Raw genomic sequence first — 18,776 nt, forward strand, 5'->3', positions numbered from 1 at the left:
CGGTTCCGTTAATCGAAGTTCAGGCCGGGGGCAAGCGTGTCTGGCAGCTCACTCTTGCCGCCTTCCAGTGACGCCATGGGCCAGGCGCAGTAATCGGCAGCGTAATAGGCGCTGGGGCGGTGGTTGCCGCTGGCGCCAACACCGCCGAAGGGTGCCGCACTGCTTGCGCCCGTGAGCGGCCGGTTCCAGTTTACGATACCGGCCCGAACCTCCTCCACCAGCCGATCATAGAGTTTCCGATCATCGGTCAGAATACCGGCCGAGAGCCCGTAACGGGTATCGTTGGCCAGCTCCAGGGCATCATCAAAGCTCTTGTAGCGGTGGACCGTGAGCAATGGCCCAAAGAATTCCTCATCGGTCAGATCGAGCCCGGTCGCGTCGATAATACCCGGCGACAGCAGTCCGGTATCGGGTTTGAGGGACGTCATCTCCAGCAGGGATTTACCGCCCTTCTCCAGCATACCGGTCTGGGCCACCAGGAGCTTATCCGCAGCTTCGGCTGAAATTACCGCCCCCATGAACGGCTGAGGATCGGCATCGAACTCACCCACCTTGATCCGGGAGGCGACCTCCACCAACCGGTCCAGGAAGGCAGCACCCTTTTTGCCCCTGGGAACCAGCAGCCGACGGGCGCAGGTGCAGCGCTGACCGGCCGAGAGAAACGCCGACTGCAGGGCATGGTGAACAGCACCGTCCACGTCATGAACATCCTGAACAATCAGCGGGTTGTTGCCGCCCATTTCCAGGGCCAGGATTTTCTCCGGCTGGCCGCCGAACTGTTTGTGCAGAAGGTGACCAACCGTTGAACTGCCGGTAAAGAACAGGCCATCGATCATCGGGTGGCTAGCCAGCGACTTCCCGGTATCGGCAGCGCCCTGCACCAGGTTAATCACGCCGTCTGGTATGCCTGCCTTCTCCCAGAGCTTCACGATCACTTCCGCGACCCCGGGGGTCAGTTCACTGGGTTTGAACACCACGGTATTACCCGCCAAAAGTGCAGGCACAATATGCCCGTTCGGCAAATGCCCCGGGAAATTGTAGGGGCCGAATACGGCCACCACACCATGGGGGCGGTGCCGGAGCACCGCATGGCCGCCGGCAACGTCCGATTCAGAGTGGCCGGTACGCTCGTTATAGGCTTTCACGGAGATGCCGATCTTGCCAATCATCGCTGCCACTTCGGTCCGGGACTCCCACAGGGGTTTACCGGTTTCCAGTCCGATCTGGTAGGCCAGTTCCTCCTTGTGGGCTTCAAGCAACTCGCCAAAGGCTTCGACCACTGCCTGGCGCTCCACAAAACTTCTTCGCCGCCACTTCAGAAAGGCGGTGCGCGCCTCACGCACGGCCGCGTCAACGTCTTCAAGGTTGGCACTTTCACCATCCCAGACTGTCTCGCCGGTCACTGGCTGGACAGATTCGAAGGGAGCACCATGGCCCTGAAGCCATAGCCCGTCGATAAACAGTTCGCCTGTCAGCTTTGCCATTTCGATGCACCTCCCGGTACTGAACTTCTAAATATATTTTTGGCCAACATCCCCGAATCTTTCAAGGGTGCCAAACGAACCGGATCACCGGACTCAACCTGCAAGGCGTCTGCAACTTCCGGTGGCAAACTGACCGTATCCGGGCCGATGCAATCCATTGGCAGGGTCGTTACCCGAAAATCCCGGAAGGACCGGTTTGACACCATTACACGCTCATCGGCCGGAACATCCAGGTTCACCGGTTTACGGATGACCATGGCATGCCGGTTGACGCTTTCTCTTACGGTGCGGATGTTGTGAACAAAGGCCTCTAGCACCGGACCGCCATCAAAGATGTCCACCAGTCCGTTGAAATTGAACCCCTCCTCCTGAAGCATCCTGAGCGCCGGAGCCGTGTTGCCATGCACCCGGCTGATCACTGCCCGGGCCGAATCCGGCAACATGGGCAGATAAATCGGATATTTCGGCATCAGCTCGGCGATAAACGACTTGTTGCCAAGCCCCGAAAGCACGTCCGCCTCACTGAATTCCATGTCGAAGAACTTGCTGCCCAGGGCATCCCATAACGGGCTGCGCCCCTGCGCGTCAGAAACGCCCCGCATCTCCGCGAAAACCTTGTCCGAAAAGTGCTTCCGGAACTCGTCCAGATACATGAACCGGCAACGGGAGAGCAGCAGACCATTGCCACCGCCCTTGTACTCATCAGAAAGCAGCAGCGAGCAGATCTCGCTGGTATCAGTCATGTCGTTAGACAGATGCAGCGTCGGGGTGCGCACGTGCACGCCGAGCTCCTTCGAGGCGTTCACTGCAACACTCAGCCGGTAGTTGTAAAACACCTCGTCCAGACCAACCCGAGCCTGGATTCCACTGATTCCGACAGTCTTCTTTCGCTGGATATCCTCAAGCGCAAACAGGTAAAGCCCGGCCTCCGGCGCACAGCGCTGATTGAAGGTTTCCCGGGCGTGGCTGATCTTCCTCTCCAAAAGCTCCCGGTCCGCGGGCAGCGTTGTGAGCCCCTTGCCGGCGCTCTGCGCCATAGTGTAAAGATCGTCCAGATCGTTTTCCTGAAGCGGGCGAATTACCAGCATGGTGTCGCCTCTCTGTTTCCGCGATTTAACTGAATAACCGTTGGAATGCCTGTCCGAATCGCTGTCATAGCGGCGCGATCCTTACCCGGTCACCCGCGGTCTTGTTCAGCACCTTCCAGGTGTTGACCGGCACCTTGAGTGTGTCTTCCAGAGTTTCCGCAACCGGTGTCAGGGTGCAGCGGAACTGGTCCCGCTCCCCTGCCGCAATCAGACAGGTTTCGCCAAGGTCATGATTGGCGGCATGCAGGGGTTTCGGGTGGCTGGTCACCAGGGTTCTCAGGCTGTCGGTGCGCGCCTCCAGTACTGGCCCGGCGTCAAAAATGTCCAGGTAGCAGCCGGGCTGGAATCCCTCCCGCTGGAGCAATTTGAAGTTCGGTACAGTTATCTCATGCGGTTGCCCCAGCGCCTTCTGGGCCGCCTTGCTCAGCAGGGTGACATAGATCGGATTGGGCGGCATCAGTTCAGCGATAAAGGTTTTACTCAGCTGCCCGGAATACTGATCTGCCGTTTCAAAATCCATATCAAAGAAATGTCGGCCAAGGCTGTCCCAGAACGGCACGCTGCCGTCATCCAGTTGCACACCCTGGATTTCCACTGCCACCCGTTGGGTAAACCATTCCCGATGATCGGCGATGAACAGAATCCGTGCACGGGATAGCAGCTCGAACGCCTCACTGTCACGGAGTTCCGGCCGGATCGAGAACGAACACAGCAGGGTGACATCGGTCAGAAAGTGGGAGGGATACAAGACTTCTACCCGCCTTGATACACCCAGCTCATGGGATGCGTGAATCAGCGCATCGCGCCGGTAACTGTAGAAGGGCTGACCATTGCCGGCCCTGGCATCGATACCAGCCGTGCCCGCGATCTCTCCGGTTTCAGTGTTTTCCAGCACGAACAGGAACCTCGGTGGGTCATCCTCTGTGCTGATCTTGCCGGCAAAAGACGCCAGTGAATGCTCAATCTTGTATGCAAGGGCATCGTTTTGTTTGGGCAGGGTGGAGGAAAGGCGGGCACTCTGGGTGCCCGCGATGGCGAGAATCTGGTCCAGATCATCCGGCTGCGCCGGACGTACCAGCCACATAGGAACTCCTTAGGCCGTCAGTTTTTTAACCGCCGCTTCGAAACGATCGAGGGCTTCGCCGATATCCTGCTCGGGAATGATCAGTGACGGCGCCAGACGAATCACGTTAGCACCAGCCATCAGAACCATCACGCCCTCGTCCAGACCTGCATTAAGAAAATCCCTGGCCTTGCCCTGCCACTGCTCGGTGAGCACACAACCGAGTAACAATCCGGCCCCGCGAACTTCACTGAACACGCCATAACGCTCACCAATATCCATCATGCCCTTGCGGAGCCTTTCGGAGCGCGATTTTACACCCTTGAGAATCTCCGGCTGGCTGACAGTATCCACAACCTTTTGGCCAACGGCGCAGGCCAGGGCGTTACCGCCATAGGTGCTGCCGTGGGTTCCGACGCCGAGACTGGCAGCTACCTTTGCGGTTGTCAGCATGGCTGCTATCGGGAAACCACCGCCCAGGCCCTTGGCACTGGAGAGAATATCCGGCACCACGTTGTACATCTGGTAGGCATACAGGTGGCCGGTTCTTCCGACGCCGGACTGCACCTCGTCGAACACCAGCAGGGCATCGTTGGCATCACACAGCTGGCGCAGACCTTCAAGGAAAGCCTGGTCGCCCGGCATAACACCGCCTTCACCCTGAATGGGCTCTACCACCACGGCGCAGGTTTTTTCCTTTGAGATCAGCTTATTAACCGATTCCAGATCATTGAACTCAGCGTGGTGGATACCACCCGGAGCCGGCTCAAAACCTTCCAGATATTTGGGCTGGCCACCGACACTGACGGTAAACAGGGTGCGGCCGTGGAAGGAGTTCCTGAACGAGATGATTTGGTTTTTTTCCGGGCCGAAGTGCTCCCAGGCGTAACGGCGGGCCAGCTTGAAGGCGGCCTCGTTCGCCTCACCGCCGGAGTTGGCAAAGAACACCCGCTCGGCAAAGGTGAGATCACACAGGGTTTTGGCCAGACGCAAAGCCGGCTCATTGGTCATCACGTTGGACAGGTGCCAGATTTTCTCGGCCTGATCGTGCAACGCGCCTACGAGTCCCGGATGGCAATGCCCGAGGCAGGTCACCGCGATACCACCCTGGAGATCAATAAACTCGCGGCCTTCCTGATCCCAGATCCGGGAGCCCTCGCCTCGTACCGGAATGACGGAACCGGGGGCGTAATTGGGCACCATGACTTCATCGAACAGTTCGCGGCTGACGGGTTCTTTATTCATAGATCTCTCTCGGGAAAGCGGCTAAACGTATAAAAATAGTAGAGTGACCGAACCGGACAAGTACGTAGGTGTGCGGACTCTTGCACCATAATACGCCACTCAGGGCATAAGAACATCCGGTTCCCTGGCTGCAGGGCGTGATTGTACGGACGGGGCCAATGACTACCTGTGCCGCTACAACAGCAACTACCTGGATGGTGCACAGCGTAAAGCATCAAATCATTGATCGACCTGACGCAACTAGCGCGCTAAAGAGAAGTGCGAATACCGGGGAGCCCGAACGACGAAGGCCGGTAAGCCTTCGTCGTGCCACCCAACCCGTGGGCAGGGTGGACGCCAGACTTCAAATCAAAGCAACAGGGACCGAATATCCCCAAGAAGCTGACTAAGCAGCGACGTAAACCGCGCCGCATCCGCCCCGTTCACCGCCCGGTGATCGTAAGACAGAGACAACGGCAGCATCAACCGGGGCTGGAACTCCTTGCCATCCCAAACCGGCTTCATCGCCGCCTTGGAAACCCCCAGAATCGCCACCTCCGGCGTATTCACAATCGGCGTGAACGCCGTGCCGCCAATACCACCCAGACTGGTGATGGTAAAGCAGGCACCCTGCATCTCGGCCGGCTTCAACTGCTTGTCCCGGGCCTTCTGGGCCAGCTCGGCGCTTTCCGCCGCCAGCTCCCATAAGCCCTTCTGATCCACATCCCGGATCACCGGCACCATCAGCCCATTGGGCGTATCCACTGCAATCCCGATGTGAATGTACTTCTTGCGAACCACCTCCTTGCGCTCCATGTCCAGCGACACGTTGAACTGAGGCAACTCCGCCAGTGCCGTGGCACAGGCCTTCAGCAGGAACGGCAGCGGCGTCATCTTCACGCCCTTCTTCTCGCCGGCTGCCTTCTGGGCCTTGCGGAACTCCTCCATATCGGTGATATCCGCATCCTCGAACTGGGTCACATGGGGCACGTTCAGCCAGCTGCGCTGCATGTTGTTGGCAGTGGCGAACATTATCCGCGACATGGCCTCGCGCTTGACCTCACCAAACTGGCTGAAGTCCGGCAGCTTGACGCCGGGGATACCAGAGCCGGTGGCAACGCCACCACCCTGCTGGGCCTGCTTCAGCTTGCTTTTCACATAAGCCTGAACGTCGTCTTTGACAACCCGGTTCTTCGGGCCAGAGCCCTTGATCCGGGCCAGATCCGCGCCCAGCTCCCGGGCCAGTTTGCGCACGGCGGGGCCAGCGTGGACCTTAGCGCCTGGTGTGGGCGGCTCATAGGTAGCCCCTTGGGGTTCGGGTTCGGGCGCGGACTCAGCGGCCTGCCTGGACTTTTCTTCAGGTTCCGGCCCGGGCTTTTCTTCCCTGCCGGACTCTTCCTTGCCGGACTCCTCAGAGGCCTCCTCCTCACCGCCACCGTCTTCCTGAACGGTCATTTCCAGCAGTTCGTCACCTTCCGAAAGTTTGTCGCCCTCGGACACCAGGATCTTGCTCACCTTGCCCGCATAGGGCGAGGGAATCTCCATGGTGGCCTTGTCGGATTCCACCGTTACCAGCGGATCGTCAGCCTCGATGGTATCGCCCTCAGCGACATTGATTTCGATAACCGGAACGTTGTCGAAGCCATCCAACGCAGGAACCTTCACAGTTTCCTTGCGGGAGCCGCCGGAAGCCTTCTTCGGCGCCGGCTTGCTTTCTTCTGACTTTTCTTCCTGTTTGCTGTCGTCCTTTTCCTCGGCTTTTCCTTCGGACTTTTCCTCGGGCTCGTCACTGCCGGTATCAGAGCCACCGGCATCGCTGCTGGCTTCCATCATCCCGACAACATCGCCTTCCTTGACCTTGTCACCCACCTTGACGGTGATCTTGGTGATCTTGCCGGCACCGGGTGACGGCAACTCAACCGAGGCTTTGTCTGACTCAACGGTCAGAATCGGATCTTCTTCCTCAACCGAATCCCCCACGCTGACGGTGATTTCGATAACCTCGACCTCATCCGCACCGCCGAGATCCGGAATCTTGATTTCCTGTTCACTCATGGCGGTCTCCTTAGCTCAGCACCGGGTTCGTTTTGTTGCGATCGATTCCGTATTTGCGCATGGCTTCGAGAACCACATCGTTCTTCACCTCACCATCCTGGGCCAGGGCAGACAGCGCGCTTACCGTCACGTAGTAACGATCCACTTCAAAGAAGCTGCGCAGCTTTTCCCGGGTGTCACTGCGGCCGAAGCCATCAGTACCGAGGGTCAGGTAGGTTTTGGGAATAAACGCCCGGAGCTGCTCGGAGTGCAGCTTGATGTAATCGGTGGAAGACACCACCGGCCCAGCCTGCTTCTCCAGGCACTGGGTGACATAGGCCTTCTTGGGTTTGTCATCCGGGTGCAGACGATTCCAGCGCTCTACGTGCTGGCCTTCACGGGCCAGCTCGTTAAAGCTGGTGACGCTCCATACATCGGAAGCCACGCCCCAGTCGTCTTTCAGCATCTGGGCCGCAGCGCGCACCTCGTTCAGGATGGCGCCGGCGCCAAGCAGCTGAACCCGGGGCGTTTTCTTGCGGCCCTTGGTTTCAACAGATTCGAACAGGTACATGCCCTTGATGATGCCGTCCTCGCAATCCTTGGGCATCGCAGGCTGTTCGTAGTTTTCGTTCTCGACAGTCAGGTAGTAATAGACATTCTTGTTGTCCTCGAACATCTCTTTCATACCATGACGGAGCACCACGGCCATTTCGTACCCGTATGCCGGATCGTAGGCCTTACAGTTCGGAATGGTGTTGGCCAGAACGTGGCTGTGACCATCCTGGTGCTGCAGGCCTTCGCCGTTCAGGGTGGTCCGGCCGGCGGTACCGCCGATCAGGAAACCACGGGCCTGAATATCACCGGATGCCCACGCCAGATCGCCCACCCGCTGGAAACCGAACATGGAATAGAAGATATAGAACGGAATCAGCGGGAAGTTATTGGTGCTGTAGGAAGTTGCTGCTGCCATCCAGGCCGCCATGGAGCCATCTTCGTTAATCCCTTCCTCAAGGATCTGGCCCTTTTTGTCTTCCCGGTAGTACATGATCTGGTCACGGTCTTCCGGAACGTACTTCTGCCCCTCGGCCGTGTAAATGCCCAGTTGACGGAACATGCCCTCCATACCGAAGGTACGGGCTTCGTCCGGCACGATCGGCACCACCCGCTTTCCGATACGTTTGTCTTTGGTCAGAGCCGTCAGTATCCGGACAAAGGCCATGGTGGTGGAAATTTTCCGCTCTCCAGAACCTTCCAGCACCGCCTTGAAGATGTCGAGCTCCGGAATCTGCAATGGCTGGCAGTCCTTGCGCCGCTTGGGATAGAAACCGCCTAATTCCTGCCGGCGTTTTTTCATGTAGACGATTTCCGGGCTATCCGGTGCCGGGCGGTAATAGGGAACGTCCTTGAGCTCGTCGTCCTTCAGCGGCAACGCAAACCTGTCCCGGAACGACTTCAGTTGCTCGATGTCCAGTTTCTTCAGGGAATGCGCGGTATTCTGTGCCTCACCGGCCTCGCCAAATCCGTAGCCCTTGATGGTATGGGCCAGGATGACGGTCGGGCGGCCACCGTTGTTGTGGATGGCGTGATGGTAAGCGGCATAGATCTTATAGGGGTCATGGCCACCGCGGTTGAGCTTGTTGATCTCCTCATCAGAGAGGTTTTCAACCAGCTTCGCTGTTTCGGGGTACTTGCCAAAGAAGTGTTTGCGGGTATAAGCAGGTCCGTTGCTTTTATAGTTCTGCAACTCGCCATCACAGACTTCGTCCATGACCCGCTGCATCTTGCCGTCCTTGTCGCTCTCGAACAGGGGGTCCCAGTGACGACCCCAGACCACTTTCAGCACATTCCAGCCGGCACCCCGGAAGACACCCTCAAGCTCCTGTATAATCTTGCCGTTGCCCCGCACAGGCCCGTCCAGACGCTGAAGGTTGCAGTTAACCACAAAAATGAGATTGCTCAGGTTTTCCCGGCCGGCCATGGAAATGGAACCCAGGGTTTCCGGCTCGTCACATTCACCGTCACCAACAAAGCACCAGACTTTGCGATCACCCATTTCGACGAGCTCCCGGCTGTCCAGGTACTTCATGACGTGTGCCTGGTAAATGGCCTGGATGGGACCCAGACCCATAGAAACCGTCGGGAACTGCCAGTATTCAGGCATCAGCCAGGGGTGCGGGTAAGAGGACAGCCCCGTGCCATCCACTTCCTCCCGGTATTTGTCCAGATCCGTTTCGTCGAAACGGCCTTCCAGGTAGGAGCGGGCATAGATGCCCGGCGAAGAATGCCCCTGGAAATAAATCAGATCGGATTCGCGTTTTTCGTCGCCGCCATGGAAAAAGTAGTTGAAGCCCACGTCATACAGCGTTGCTGCCGACGAGAACGATGAAACATGCCCACCCAGATCTCCGGGCCTCTGGTTAGCGCGCATGACCATGGCCATGGCATTCCAGCGGATCAGGGAGCGAATCCGGCGCTCCATAAACAGATCACCGGGCATCGGCGCCTGCTGGGAAACAGGAATACTGTTCCGGAATGGCGTGGTGATGGAATAAGGCAGCTCGGTGCCATCGCGGCTCGCCCGCTCGGAGAGCCTTTCAAGTATGTATTTGGCCCGGTCTACGCCTTCGTTCTCGATCAGAGATTCCAGCGCGTCCAGCCATTCACTGGTTTCAATGGGATCATCGTCCTGGTACATCAAACCCTCCCCTTGGCATCAAAAAGTGCGGCGCGGCCACGATCAGCAGCCTGGCGCGCAGCGGTGTCGATAAGCTGCGATGAATTGCAGTGTGTTGTTGTGGGTATTTCCAGCCTGACAGGCGTACCGGCTTGCAGCACACAGAACCTGTATAAAGCATAGAACAGCTTTCACACTTTTCCTGCCTGATCGCCCCTGATTCACGGGCTTTTGGCCTCAGGTTGACCGGCATTCTGGTGAAGTGCGCGGATCCGCCTACCCGATTCGTAGTATTTTTACTACATTTTGCCTGCCAAATTCAATTCAGGCCGCTTTTAAATCCATTCATGGCAGGCACCTTGCGGTTACTTACGGAAGAATGACCGTTTTCGGACCAGCAGACAACCAGACTGCGACCAATGTCGTAGCATTCTTATCAAACGGCATTTTCATTACACGCTAAAAGATCTCAATTCTGGATTTACCTGTATTTTCGGCGCATTTAACGTTTATTGCTGAATTTTCAATCAGATCTTCTTATACGCACGCCTGATTTATCGATACTTTTTGGTTAGACCTGAAAATAAATTCCGGTTTATGTATACTGCCTGACCGATTTTTAACCACCCAAAAAGTGGTCCAACCACTTTATGACATGGCACTAATCAGAGGGCGATCTATGAACTCCATCGTCACCCTTCCGAACCGGATTCCCACTACAGAATTCGAGGAACGGCGTTTCAAGGTCTACACAGACCGCCAGCTCGACAAAATTGAAGTCATTCAGAATCTCCCTGAAGAGACTCTGTTTGAAATGAAGGTGGTAGCCAGCGTGCTGCCGTTCCGGGTTAACGAATATGTGATCAACGAACTGATCAACTGGGACAGGGTACCGAACGACCCGATCTATCAACTTGTCTTCCCTCAAAAAGGCATGTTGAAAGACGAGCATTACGAGCGCATGGCAACAATGCACCGGGAAGGTGCCGGCAAGAAAGAGATCCAGGCCGTTGCCAGGGAGATTCGGGATGAACTGAACCCGCACCCGGCTGGCCAGATGGAAATGAACATGCCGGAGCTGGACGGCGAGGTGCTGGACGGCGTTCAGCACAAGTACCGGGAAACGGTTCTGTTCTTCCCTGCCCAGGGCCAGACCTGCCACTCCTACTGCACCTTTTGCTTCCGCTGGGCGCAGTTTGTCGGTGACAAGGACCTGAAGATGGCCAGTACCGAAGCCGGGGAATTGCACGGCTACCTGCAGGAGCACACCGAGGTAACCGACCTGCTGGTGACCGGCGGCGACCCCATGGTGATGAAGACCAAGAACCTGGTGCAGTACCTGGAACCACTGCTACAGCCGGAGTTCGATCATATCCAGACCATCCGGATCGGCACCAAGGCCCTCACCTTCTGGCCGTACCGTTTTGTGACGGACAAGGATGCGGATGAGCTGATTGACCTGTTCGCAAGTCTGGTGGATGCCGGCAAGCACGTGGCCATCATGGCCCACTACAACCACTGGCAGGAAATCACCACCGACATCGCCGAAGAAGCTATCCGCCGCCTTCGCGCCACCGGTGCCGAAATACGCGCCCAGGGCCCGCTGATCAAGCACGTGAATGACAATGCCGACGACTGGGCCAAGCTGTGGAACAAGGAAGTGCAACTGGGCATCATCCCCTACTACATGTTTGTCGAGCGGGACACCGGCGCCAAGAATTACTTCGAAGTGCCACTTGCCGAGGCTTTCCATATCTACCGGGAAGCCATGAAGCAGGTGTCTGGCCTGGCCCGTACCGCCCGCGGCCCGTCAATGAGCGCCGGCCCGGGTAAGGTTGAGGTGCAGGGCATCACTGAGATCAACGGTGAGAAGGTATTTGTGCTTCGCTTTATCCAGGCCCGCAACCCGGACTGGGTGCAGCGCCCGTTCTTTGCCAGGTACAGCGAAACGGCCACCTGGCTGCATGAGCTGGAGCCAGCCCTTGGGGAGGAAAAGTTCTTCTTTGAGGACGAGTACGAAGAGATGAAGAAGGGTAACGGCTAATCGCTACTTCCTCGACCAGTCGGGTCGAGGAAGTAGCGCTGCAATAGGTCCGGGTCATCAAAATGGCGACGGCCAGTGAACGCAACCGCATGCTGGCCCCATTGGCGCATGGCACCGGCCGACACCACCCCCGTGGGCCAGAGCAGGAACCGCTCCAACCGCTCGGACCCGGATACAAGGCCGTCGGAAGCAAACAGCCGCCCGCCCTCGGGTGAACGCCCGCGCAGGTGATCGTATGGCAGGAAATGGTAGACATGATCCGCCACCTGATCCGGCGCCGTTCGGGACGCCACCAACTGATGCTCGCCCGCAGACAGGTAAAGCGTCATGCCGGTATCCGTCTGCGGCACAGCACCGGCTATCCAAAGGGGCTCCTCACCAGCGGGAACCCCATCCACAGGCAACAGCCCGGACTCGACAAGCAGCCACTGATGGTAGCAGCCGCATGAATGGACGAAATCGTAGACCAGCGGTAAACCGTCCTCGCCGAGTGTGACCCTCCAGAAGAAGCCATCCAGCGCACCAGCATAGATATCCACGGCCGCCGCCGGTGGCCGGGAAGCGAACCAGATCAGATAGTTCAGTTGCGGCAGCACCTGGCCATCGAACCGGGTATAGGACAGTCGAGTATAGACAACAGGGGTGGGCTCGAATAACAACTTGCCATCGCTCCGGCGGGCAGGGCGGCCTGGCACGTCATTGCCGTCCCGCGTCTCCAGCACCCAGGTGGGCGCATAGCGGGCAAACAGGGCCTGGGACTCCGCCTCGCTGAACATCGGAATCCGCAGTGTGCTGCGACGCGAGGCCCGTTCCAGCAATCCGGCGAAATCCTCCTGGCCGACGGGTTCCGGCGGTGCGTAAACCGTCCAGGGATAGGCAGGTTGATAGGGCAATTGGTAATCCTCAATCAACTCCCCCATCACCTTCCTGGCACGCCACTGAACCAAGGGCGCCATCAGGGGATACAGGCCAACCACCTGTGCCAGGCCGCGATAGCTGTCAGGCACCGACCTGGCAACGTCCAGCCTATGCCAATCCTTGCCACCGCGCTGAAGCCGGGCAGTCGCCGCTTGCCCACATTCCCGAAGCGCTGCCAACCGGCCGGGGCTTACGCCACCCAGACTGTCCGCCTCATGAGCCCGGGCATTCACGGCTTTCAGGTGCGCTCGCTGCAGCCATTCCTGGCGCTGTGCAGCCGACAAACCGGAGAACTCGAAACTGGCAAGGAAGCGGTCAACCCGCAAATAGGGAAAGCCAGGCGGAGACCAGGCCTGAGCATCAAAGTGGTTGCCACCAACCACCTCCTGCTGCCACTGACGGAACAGTTTGTCACACTCGAAGGTGACAGCTTCGATAGGCGCGGAAGAATAATTCTGTGAGGCACACCCGCCGATGCCGACAACCACCACTATCAGAAAAGCCGGGAACGCTGCCCACCGTCGCATCGCTGTTGCCTCCAGTCTGTCGACTTCCTGCAATTCGGACAGGCAGCAAGTTCTCTGGTTCCAACCATCTGTTGTGATCGCTGGAACGACAGGGTTTCCTTGGCAGACAGTTTACCAGTCGGGTTTCGCCTGGGGCTCTACCCGCTCCTGGCTACTCGAACGGATCAGTGCATTAGGGTGTACAACTTCCGCCGGTAAGTTCGAACATCCGCGTTATTGTTCCCCAGCTTGTCAAACAGCTCGATCAGGGTGGTTTTCGCCACTTCGTCTTTATACTGGCTGTCCACCTGCATCAGGCGAATCAGCAGATCCATGGCCTCAGCGTTGTTTTCCTGTAATACGTGATGAAGGGCCAACTGGTGCAGTGCGTTCGGGTCTTTCGGGTCCTGCTCCAGTGCCATCTCCAGATCCTTGATCGGCGGCAGCTCCGCTGACTGCTTCAGGAACTTCACCCGGGCCGCCAGCTGTTTGGCCTGGTGCTGCATTTTCTCTTCCGGCGGCAGGCTCTCGAGCACTTTCTCAGCCGTTTCAAGGTCGCCCATTTCCGCCTTCAGCTGAGCCAGATCAATCAGCACCTTCAGGTTTTCGGGGTCTTTCTGGTTCATCTCCGAGAGGATGGCCAGCGCACCTTCCACATCCCCCTCTTCCCAGATGCGGTGAGCCTTGTCGTAAGGGTCTTCCTTCGGAGCCTCAACGTGCTTGTCGAGGACCTTGCGGATCTCGCTCTCCGGCAGGGCGCCGTTAAAACCATCCACGGCCTGGCCATCCTTCACGAGTATTACCGTCGGCAGGCTACGCACGCCCAGGCTGGAGGTGAGCTGCTCCTGTTCGTCGGCGTTGACCTTCGCCAGCATGAAGGCGCCCTCGTATTCATTGGCCAGCTTCTCCAGCAGCGGCATCAGCTGCTTGCACGGGGCGCACCATTCGGCCCAGACATCCACCAGAATGGGCGTGCTGGCCGAGGCCTCCATGACCTTCTGCTGGAAGTTTTCCATGGTGGCTTCAAAGATGTAGGGAGAGTTGCTCATGCAGGGCACCTGAAAAAGTCGAATGAATCGTTGGGAACTGCCAGTGGACATGGGGCCAGATGCCGGAAAATCAAGCGTAACCCGGTAAAAGCCAGCGCCTTGAAATAACCGTATCTGCCGTTACATAGGCTATTAAGCAACGCTTGGGAAATGACTTTGAAAACGCACCCGGGCGACTCACAACCTTCCCGGATGGATACTTCACGGCATGAATGAAGACGCGCGCAAAGATTCACTTGAGGACTTCGAAGAGGACGTGACGGAATACATCGGCAAGGACGAACACAGCAAGAGCCTTGCCCTGCCCCAGCAGATGATGCCCCGGCGAATGTATGTGCTGCCGGTTTCAAATCGCCCGTTCTTTCCGGCCCAGGTGCAGCCTGTGGTGGTTAACCAGAACCCGTGGCAGGAAACCCTGAAGCGGGTAGGTGAGACCGACCACAAGGTGCTGGGCATCTGCTTTGTGGACGAGCAGGAAGCTGAAGACGGCATACCCGCCAGTGACCAGTTGGAAACCACCGGCTGTGCCGTTCGCGTTCATCATGCCCAGAACGAAGGCGGCAAGGTCCAGTTCATTGCCCAGGGTCTGCAGAGGTTCCGGATTGCCCAGTGGTTACGCCGCAAGCCACCGTACCTGGTGGAAGTGGAGTACCCTGCCGAGCCGGAAGAAGAAGCCGATGAACTCAAGGCCTACACCCTGGCCATCATCAGCTCGATCAAGGAATTGCTGCGCACCAACCCGCTGTACGGCGAAGATGTTAAACAATACCTGTCCCGCTTCGGGCCGGACGACAGCTCGCCCCTGGCCGACTTCGGCGCTTCCATGACCAGTGCTCCGGGCCGGGAGCTGCAGGATGTGCTCGACACCGTCCCCCTGCTCCGCCGCATGGAGAAGGTATTGCTGCTGATGCGCAAGGAACAGGAAGTGGCCCGCCTGCAGTCAGAAATCAGCGAAGAGGTCAACGCCAAGGTTCAGAAGCACCAGCGGGAGTTCTTCCTGAAAGAACAGCTGAAGGTCATCCAGCGCGAGCTGGGCATGGCCAAGGACGACAAGACCGCAGATGTGGAGCGGTTCGAGGAACGGATGGCCCAACTGAATCCGCCGGAGGCCGTCCACGAGCGATTCAATGATGAAGTTCAGAAGCTGCAGGTGCTGGAACAGGGTTCGCCGGAATACGGTGTTACCCGCAATTATCTCGACTGGCTGACCCAAGTGCCCTGGGGCGTTCATTCCGAGGATCATTTCGATCTGACCGAAGCGCGCCGGATTCTGGACCGGGACCACGATGGTCTGGACGACGTGAAAGACCGCATCGTCGAGTTTCTGGCCGAAGGCACTTTCAAGGGAGAGGTCAGCGGCTCCATCCTGTTGCTGGTGGGCCCGCCTGGCGTGGGCAAAACCTCCATCGGCCATTCCGTGGCAGACGCGCTGGGGCGGAAGTTCTACCGTTTCAGCGTGGGCGGCATGCGCGACGAAGCTGAAATCAAGGGCCACCGCCGCACCTACATCGGCGCCATGCCCGGCAAATTCGTGCAGGCGCTGAAGGATTCAAAAGTGGCAAACCCGGTGATCATGCTGGATGAAATCGACAAGATCGGCGCCTCCTACCAGGGCGATCCGGCCTCGGCTCTGCTGGAAACCCTGGATCCGGAACAGAACCGTGAGTTTCTGGACCACTACCTGGATGTCCGCATGGACCTTTCCAAGGTGCTGTTCATCTGCACCGCCAACCAGCTGGACACCATCCCCCGGCCACTGCTGGACCGCATGGATGTCATTCGCCTGTCCGGTTACATTGGTGAAGAGAAACTGGCCATCGCCAAGCATCACTTGCTGCCAAGACTGCTCAAGCGGGCCGGTCTGCTGAAAAAGCAATTCAATATCACGGACGCCGCCATCCGGCAGGTAATTGAGGGCTATGCCCGCGAGTCCGGTGTGCGGAATCTCGAAAAGCTGCTGCACAAGATCCTGCGCAAAGGCATTGTGAAATTGCTGGACAATCCGGACCAGCCGGTAAAAGTAGGCGTCTCTGATCTGCAAACCTACCTCGGCCAGCCGTCGTTCAGAAAAGAGAAATCGCTCAAGGGCACCGGCGTTGTCACCGGCCTCGCCTGGACTGCCATGGGTGGCGCCACTCTGAGTATTGAGGCATCCCGGATTCACAGTTCCCAACGCGGCTTCAAACTGACCGGCCAGCTCGGGGACGTGATGAAGGAGTCGGCCGAAATCGCCTACAGCTACGTCTCATCAAACCTTAAACGCTTCAGGGGCGACCTCACCTTCTTCGACAAATCCTTCGTGCACCTGCACGTACCGGAAGGCGCAACACCGAAGGATGGCCCCAGCGCTGGCGTCACCATGGCGACCGCGCTGCTGTCCATCGCCCGCAAAGAGGCACCGCAGCAGAATCTGGCCATGACCGGAGAGCTGACCCTGACCGGGCAAGTACTGCCAGTGGGCGGTATCCGCGAAAAGGTTATTGCCGCGCGACGGCAGAAAATCAATAACCTGATTCTGCCAGAGGCAAACCGTGGGGATTATGAGGAGCTGCCGGAGTATCTGAAAGAAGGCCTGACGGTGAATTTTGCCCGGCACTACAATGATGTATTTCAGGTGTGCTTCGGCAACAAACCCCGCAGAGAATCCAGTGTCCATTGAAATAACTGGTCTAACCAGTGAGCAATTACATTGACGCTTTCCGGACCTTTGTCTTTACTCGATTTGACCTTGATCAAAAAGTGAACGATCGGTAGTCCCAAGGCTACCGACATCCTACTCGTTGGCAAAGAGAGTGGTAAAACAATGAACAGGAAAGCCTCAATTCTCTGCGTGGCCGCGGGCCTCGCTGTCATTCCTTACGCTCATAGCCAATCCGACGACACCCTGAAAAAGCTGGGCAATTTCCAGACCACGGGAAAGGCCGGGTTCACGGTCATCGACCAGAAAAGTGACAGCGCTGACGCCATCCGGAAAACACTGGAAAAAATCCAGCTTCCCGAGGGCTTTGAAATCAGCCTCTACGCCCTGGTCCCGGATGCCCGCCACATGGCGGTAGGCCCACAGGGTGTGGTCACCTTTGTAGGCACCCGGAAAACAGAAGTCTGGGCGGTCACTGACCGGGACAAGGACCGGGTGGCCGACGAGGTCAAGAACTTCGCGCCTTCCCTGGCCAAGGCGGTTCCCAATGGTCCCTGCTTCTCACCAGACGGTGTGCTCTACATCGCCGAGCAGAACCGGGTGTTGGCGTACCCCGCCGCCGAGTTCTTCTTTGAAGGCGGCGATGTGGTCGCATCCGAAGTCATCCCCCAGGGCGAGCTGATTCCCGAGGAGTTTGTAAGTTACAACCACACCGCGCGGGTCTGCGATGTTGGTCCGGACGGCAAGCTCTATATCTCGCTGGGCCAGCCCTACAATGTGGCGCCGCGCGAGTACCTGGACACATTCAGCGAATGGGGTATCGGCGGCATGATCCGGGTGAATCAGGATGGCACCGGGCGCGAAGTTTATACCCGCGGCATCCGGAACTCCGTCGGACATGATTTCCACCCCACCACGGGAGAGCTCTGGTTCACCGACAATCAGGTGGACGGAATGGGAGACGACATTCCCCCGGGTGAGATCAACCGGCAAACCGCCATGGGCCAGCATTTTGGCCATCCCTGGTATGGCGGTGGTGATGTCCGCACCAACGAATACAAAGGTGACGAAGTTCCGGTCGACGTGATCTTCCCGGTTTCCGAAACGGTAGCCCACGCCGCAGACCTGGGGATGGTGTTCTACACCGGCAATATGTTCCCGAAAAAGTATCAGGGCGGCATTTTCTCCGCGCAGCACGGCTCCTGGAACCGGACCACGCCCATCGGTGCAAGGGTGATGTTCACGCCCGTGGATTCGGAAGGCAATATTGCCGGGGAAACCGTGCCCTTTGCGGAAGGCTGGCTGGATGAAAACGGCGAGTATCTGGGGCGCCCCGTAGACGTGGCCCAGCTGAAAGATGGCTCACTGCTGGTCTCTGATGATCTGGCCGGTGCTGTCTATCGGATCGCCTATACCGGTTCCGGCTCCTGAGCCTGACCCCTTTTTCACAGAACAGACCCAACCGTCAGCACCGGCGACGCGTCAATATCGTCGGCATCCATCATGTTGGCCACCCGCTGGAGTGAGGCCAGAATCATGGTCTGTTCCCACTCCGCCAGGCTCTGGAATTTCTGGATAAAATCCTCCTGCAGCGGATTGGGTGCCCGGGCAAGGAGCTCGGCGCCTTCGTCCGTCAGGTGGGCGTGTACCTTGCGTTTGTCCTGGGTACTGCGCACCCGGTAAACCAGCTTGCGATGCTCCAGGCGATCCAGAATCGTCGTCACCGTCGCCTGGCTGAGGCTCACCTTGTCGGCAATGGTTCCGATGGTGACCTCCCCCAGATCCCGAATCGTTCTCATGATCAACAGCTGCGGGCCCGTAAGCCCGGCGTGCTTGCTGAGGCGCTTGGAATGCAGATCCGTTGCCCGGATCACACGCCTCAGTGCCACCAGTACATCTTCGTAACTGTTCACGGCATTACTCCGATTCGGAATTGATAATTTATTTATACCACTAACTATTAGAGGTCTTTGCACCGGGAAATGCAAGCCACGGAGGTCCCCGGCATTTTTTCCGCCAGCCACTATGCTAAGGTCACGAACTTGTTCCATTTC

12 protein-coding genes are annotated in these 18,776 nt (G+C 58.0%); 3 read left to right on the forward strand and 9 right to left on the reverse strand.

Translation table 11 applies throughout. The annotated features are described in order from the left end of the window. Positions 1-8 precede the first annotated feature (8 nt). The 6 genes from astD to aceE all read right to left on the reverse strand — a co-directional run bounded on the left by astD (position 9) and on the right by aceE (position 9,588). A complete protein-coding gene (gene astD, locus D0851_RS09200) occupies positions 9-1,484 on the reverse strand; it encodes a succinylglutamate-semialdehyde dehydrogenase (RefSeq protein WP_117618383.1) in 1,476 nt (491 codons plus the stop codon). Beyond that, complete coding sequence (gene astA, locus D0851_RS09205; RefSeq protein ID WP_117618384.1) at positions 1,472-2,572, reverse strand: arginine N-succinyltransferase; 1,101 nt, start codon at positions 2,570-2,572, stop codon at positions 1,472-1,474. Before astA ends, astD begins: the two co-directional genes overlap by 13 nt. A 64-nt stretch (positions 2,573-2,636) precedes the next feature. Further along, entirely contained in the window at positions 2,637-3,656 is a 1,020-nt protein-coding gene (locus tag D0851_RS09210; protein ID WP_117618385.1) for an arginine N-succinyltransferase, read from the reverse strand. Between the two features lie 9 nt (positions 3,657-3,665). Then, positions 3,666-4,880 (reverse strand): aspartate aminotransferase family protein, encoded by a 1,215-nt coding sequence (locus D0851_RS09215; RefSeq protein ID WP_117618386.1) that lies wholly within the window; start codon positions 4,878-4,880, stop codon positions 3,666-3,668. Between the two features lie 348 nt (positions 4,881-5,228). Then, a complete protein-coding gene (gene aceF, locus D0851_RS09220) occupies positions 5,229-6,914 on the reverse strand; it encodes a dihydrolipoyllysine-residue acetyltransferase (protein ID WP_117618387.1) in 1,686 nt (561 codons plus the stop codon). A 10-nt stretch (positions 6,915-6,924) separates the two neighbouring features. Next, the gene (gene aceE, locus D0851_RS09225) at positions 6,925-9,588 is read right to left on the reverse strand and encodes a pyruvate dehydrogenase (acetyl-transferring), homodimeric type (RefSeq protein ID WP_117618388.1); all 2,664 of its coding nucleotides are present in this window, start codon (positions 9,586-9,588) and stop codon (positions 6,925-6,927) included. 658 nt (positions 9,589-10,246) lie between these two features. On the opposite strand from aceE, the gene D0851_RS09230 reads away from it, so the two are divergent. Beyond that, on the forward strand, positions 10,247-11,611 hold the full coding sequence (locus D0851_RS09230) for a KamA family radical SAM protein (RefSeq protein ID WP_117618389.1): 1,365 nt from the start codon (positions 10,247-10,249) through the stop codon (positions 11,609-11,611). Here D0851_RS09230 and D0851_RS09235 read toward each other — a convergent pair. Both D0851_RS09235 and trxA read right to left on the reverse strand, forming a co-directional pair. Then, the gene (locus D0851_RS09235; protein WP_117618390.1) at positions 11,608-13,056 is read right to left on the reverse strand and encodes a hypothetical protein; all 1,449 of its coding nucleotides are present in this window, start codon (positions 13,054-13,056) and stop codon (positions 11,608-11,610) included. The two genes, D0851_RS09230 and D0851_RS09235, sit on opposite strands and share 4 nt — an antisense overlap. A 164-nt stretch (positions 13,057-13,220) precedes the next feature. Continuing rightward, positions 13,221-14,084 carry a thioredoxin gene (gene trxA, locus D0851_RS09240; protein WP_117618391.1) on the reverse strand — a complete coding sequence of 288 codons (864 nt, stop codon included), beginning with the start codon at positions 14,082-14,084 and terminating at the stop codon, positions 13,221-13,223. 208 nt (positions 14,085-14,292) lie between these two features. Between trxA and lon the strand changes: the two genes are divergently transcribed. After that, positions 14,293-16,743, forward strand: a complete 2,451-nt coding sequence (lon, locus tag D0851_RS09245) for an endopeptidase La (protein WP_117618392.1) — start codon at positions 14,293-14,295, stop codon at positions 16,741-16,743. A 144-nt stretch (positions 16,744-16,887) separates the two neighbouring features. Next, positions 16,888-18,153 carry a PQQ-dependent sugar dehydrogenase gene (locus D0851_RS09250; RefSeq protein WP_117618393.1) on the forward strand — a complete coding sequence of 422 codons (1,266 nt, stop codon included), beginning with the start codon at positions 16,888-16,890 and terminating at the stop codon, positions 18,151-18,153. Between the two features lie 14 nt (positions 18,154-18,167). Here D0851_RS09250 and D0851_RS09255 read toward each other — a convergent pair whose 3' ends face one another. Further along, a complete protein-coding gene (locus tag D0851_RS09255; RefSeq protein ID WP_117618394.1) occupies positions 18,168-18,635 on the reverse strand; it encodes a MarR family winged helix-turn-helix transcriptional regulator in 468 nt (155 codons plus the stop codon). Positions 18,636-18,776: the final 141 nt, after the last annotated feature.

It is taken from the genome of Marinobacter sp. Arc7-DN-1 (assembly GCF_003441595.1).
Taxonomy (GTDB): domain Bacteria; phylum Pseudomonadota; class Gammaproteobacteria; order Pseudomonadales; family Oleiphilaceae; genus Marinobacter; species Marinobacter metalliresistant.

Excerpts from the sequence above, each read along its gene's own strand:
- D0851_RS09235 (WP_117618390.1), bottom strand. The coding sequence starts at position 13,056 with ATGCGACGGTGGGCAGCGTTCCCGGCTTTTCTGATAGTGGTGGTTGTC.
- D0851_RS09250 (WP_117618393.1), top strand. The coding sequence starts at position 16,888 with ATGAACAGGAAAGCCTCAATTCTCTGCGTGGCCGCGGGCCTCGCTGTC.
- astA (WP_117618384.1), bottom strand. The coding sequence starts at position 2,572 with ATGCTGGTAATTCGCCCGCTTCAGGAAAACGATCTGGACGATCTTTAC.
- D0851_RS09215 (WP_117618386.1), bottom strand. The coding sequence starts at position 4,880 with ATGAATAAAGAACCCGTCAGCCGCGAACTGTTCGATGAAGTCATGGTG.
- trxA (WP_117618391.1), bottom strand. The coding sequence starts at position 14,084 with ATGAGCAACTCTCCCTACATCTTTGAAGCCACCATGGAAAACTTCCAG.
- lon (WP_117618392.1), top strand. The coding sequence starts at position 14,293 with ATGAATGAAGACGCGCGCAAAGATTCACTTGAGGACTTCGAAGAGGAC.
- D0851_RS09230 (WP_117618389.1), top strand. The coding sequence starts at position 10,247 with ATGAACTCCATCGTCACCCTTCCGAACCGGATTCCCACTACAGAATTC.
- aceF (WP_117618387.1), bottom strand. The coding sequence starts at position 6,914 with ATGAGTGAACAGGAAATCAAGATTCCGGATCTCGGCGGTGCGGATGAG.
- astD (WP_117618383.1), bottom strand. The coding sequence starts at position 1,484 with ATGGCAAAGCTGACAGGCGAACTGTTTATCGACGGGCTATGGCTTCAG.
- D0851_RS09210 (WP_117618385.1), bottom strand. The coding sequence starts at position 3,656 with ATGTGGCTGGTACGTCCGGCGCAGCCGGATGATCTGGACCAGATTCTC.
- aceE (WP_117618388.1), bottom strand. The coding sequence starts at position 9,588 with ATGTACCAGGACGATGATCCCATTGAAACCAGTGAATGGCTGGACGCG.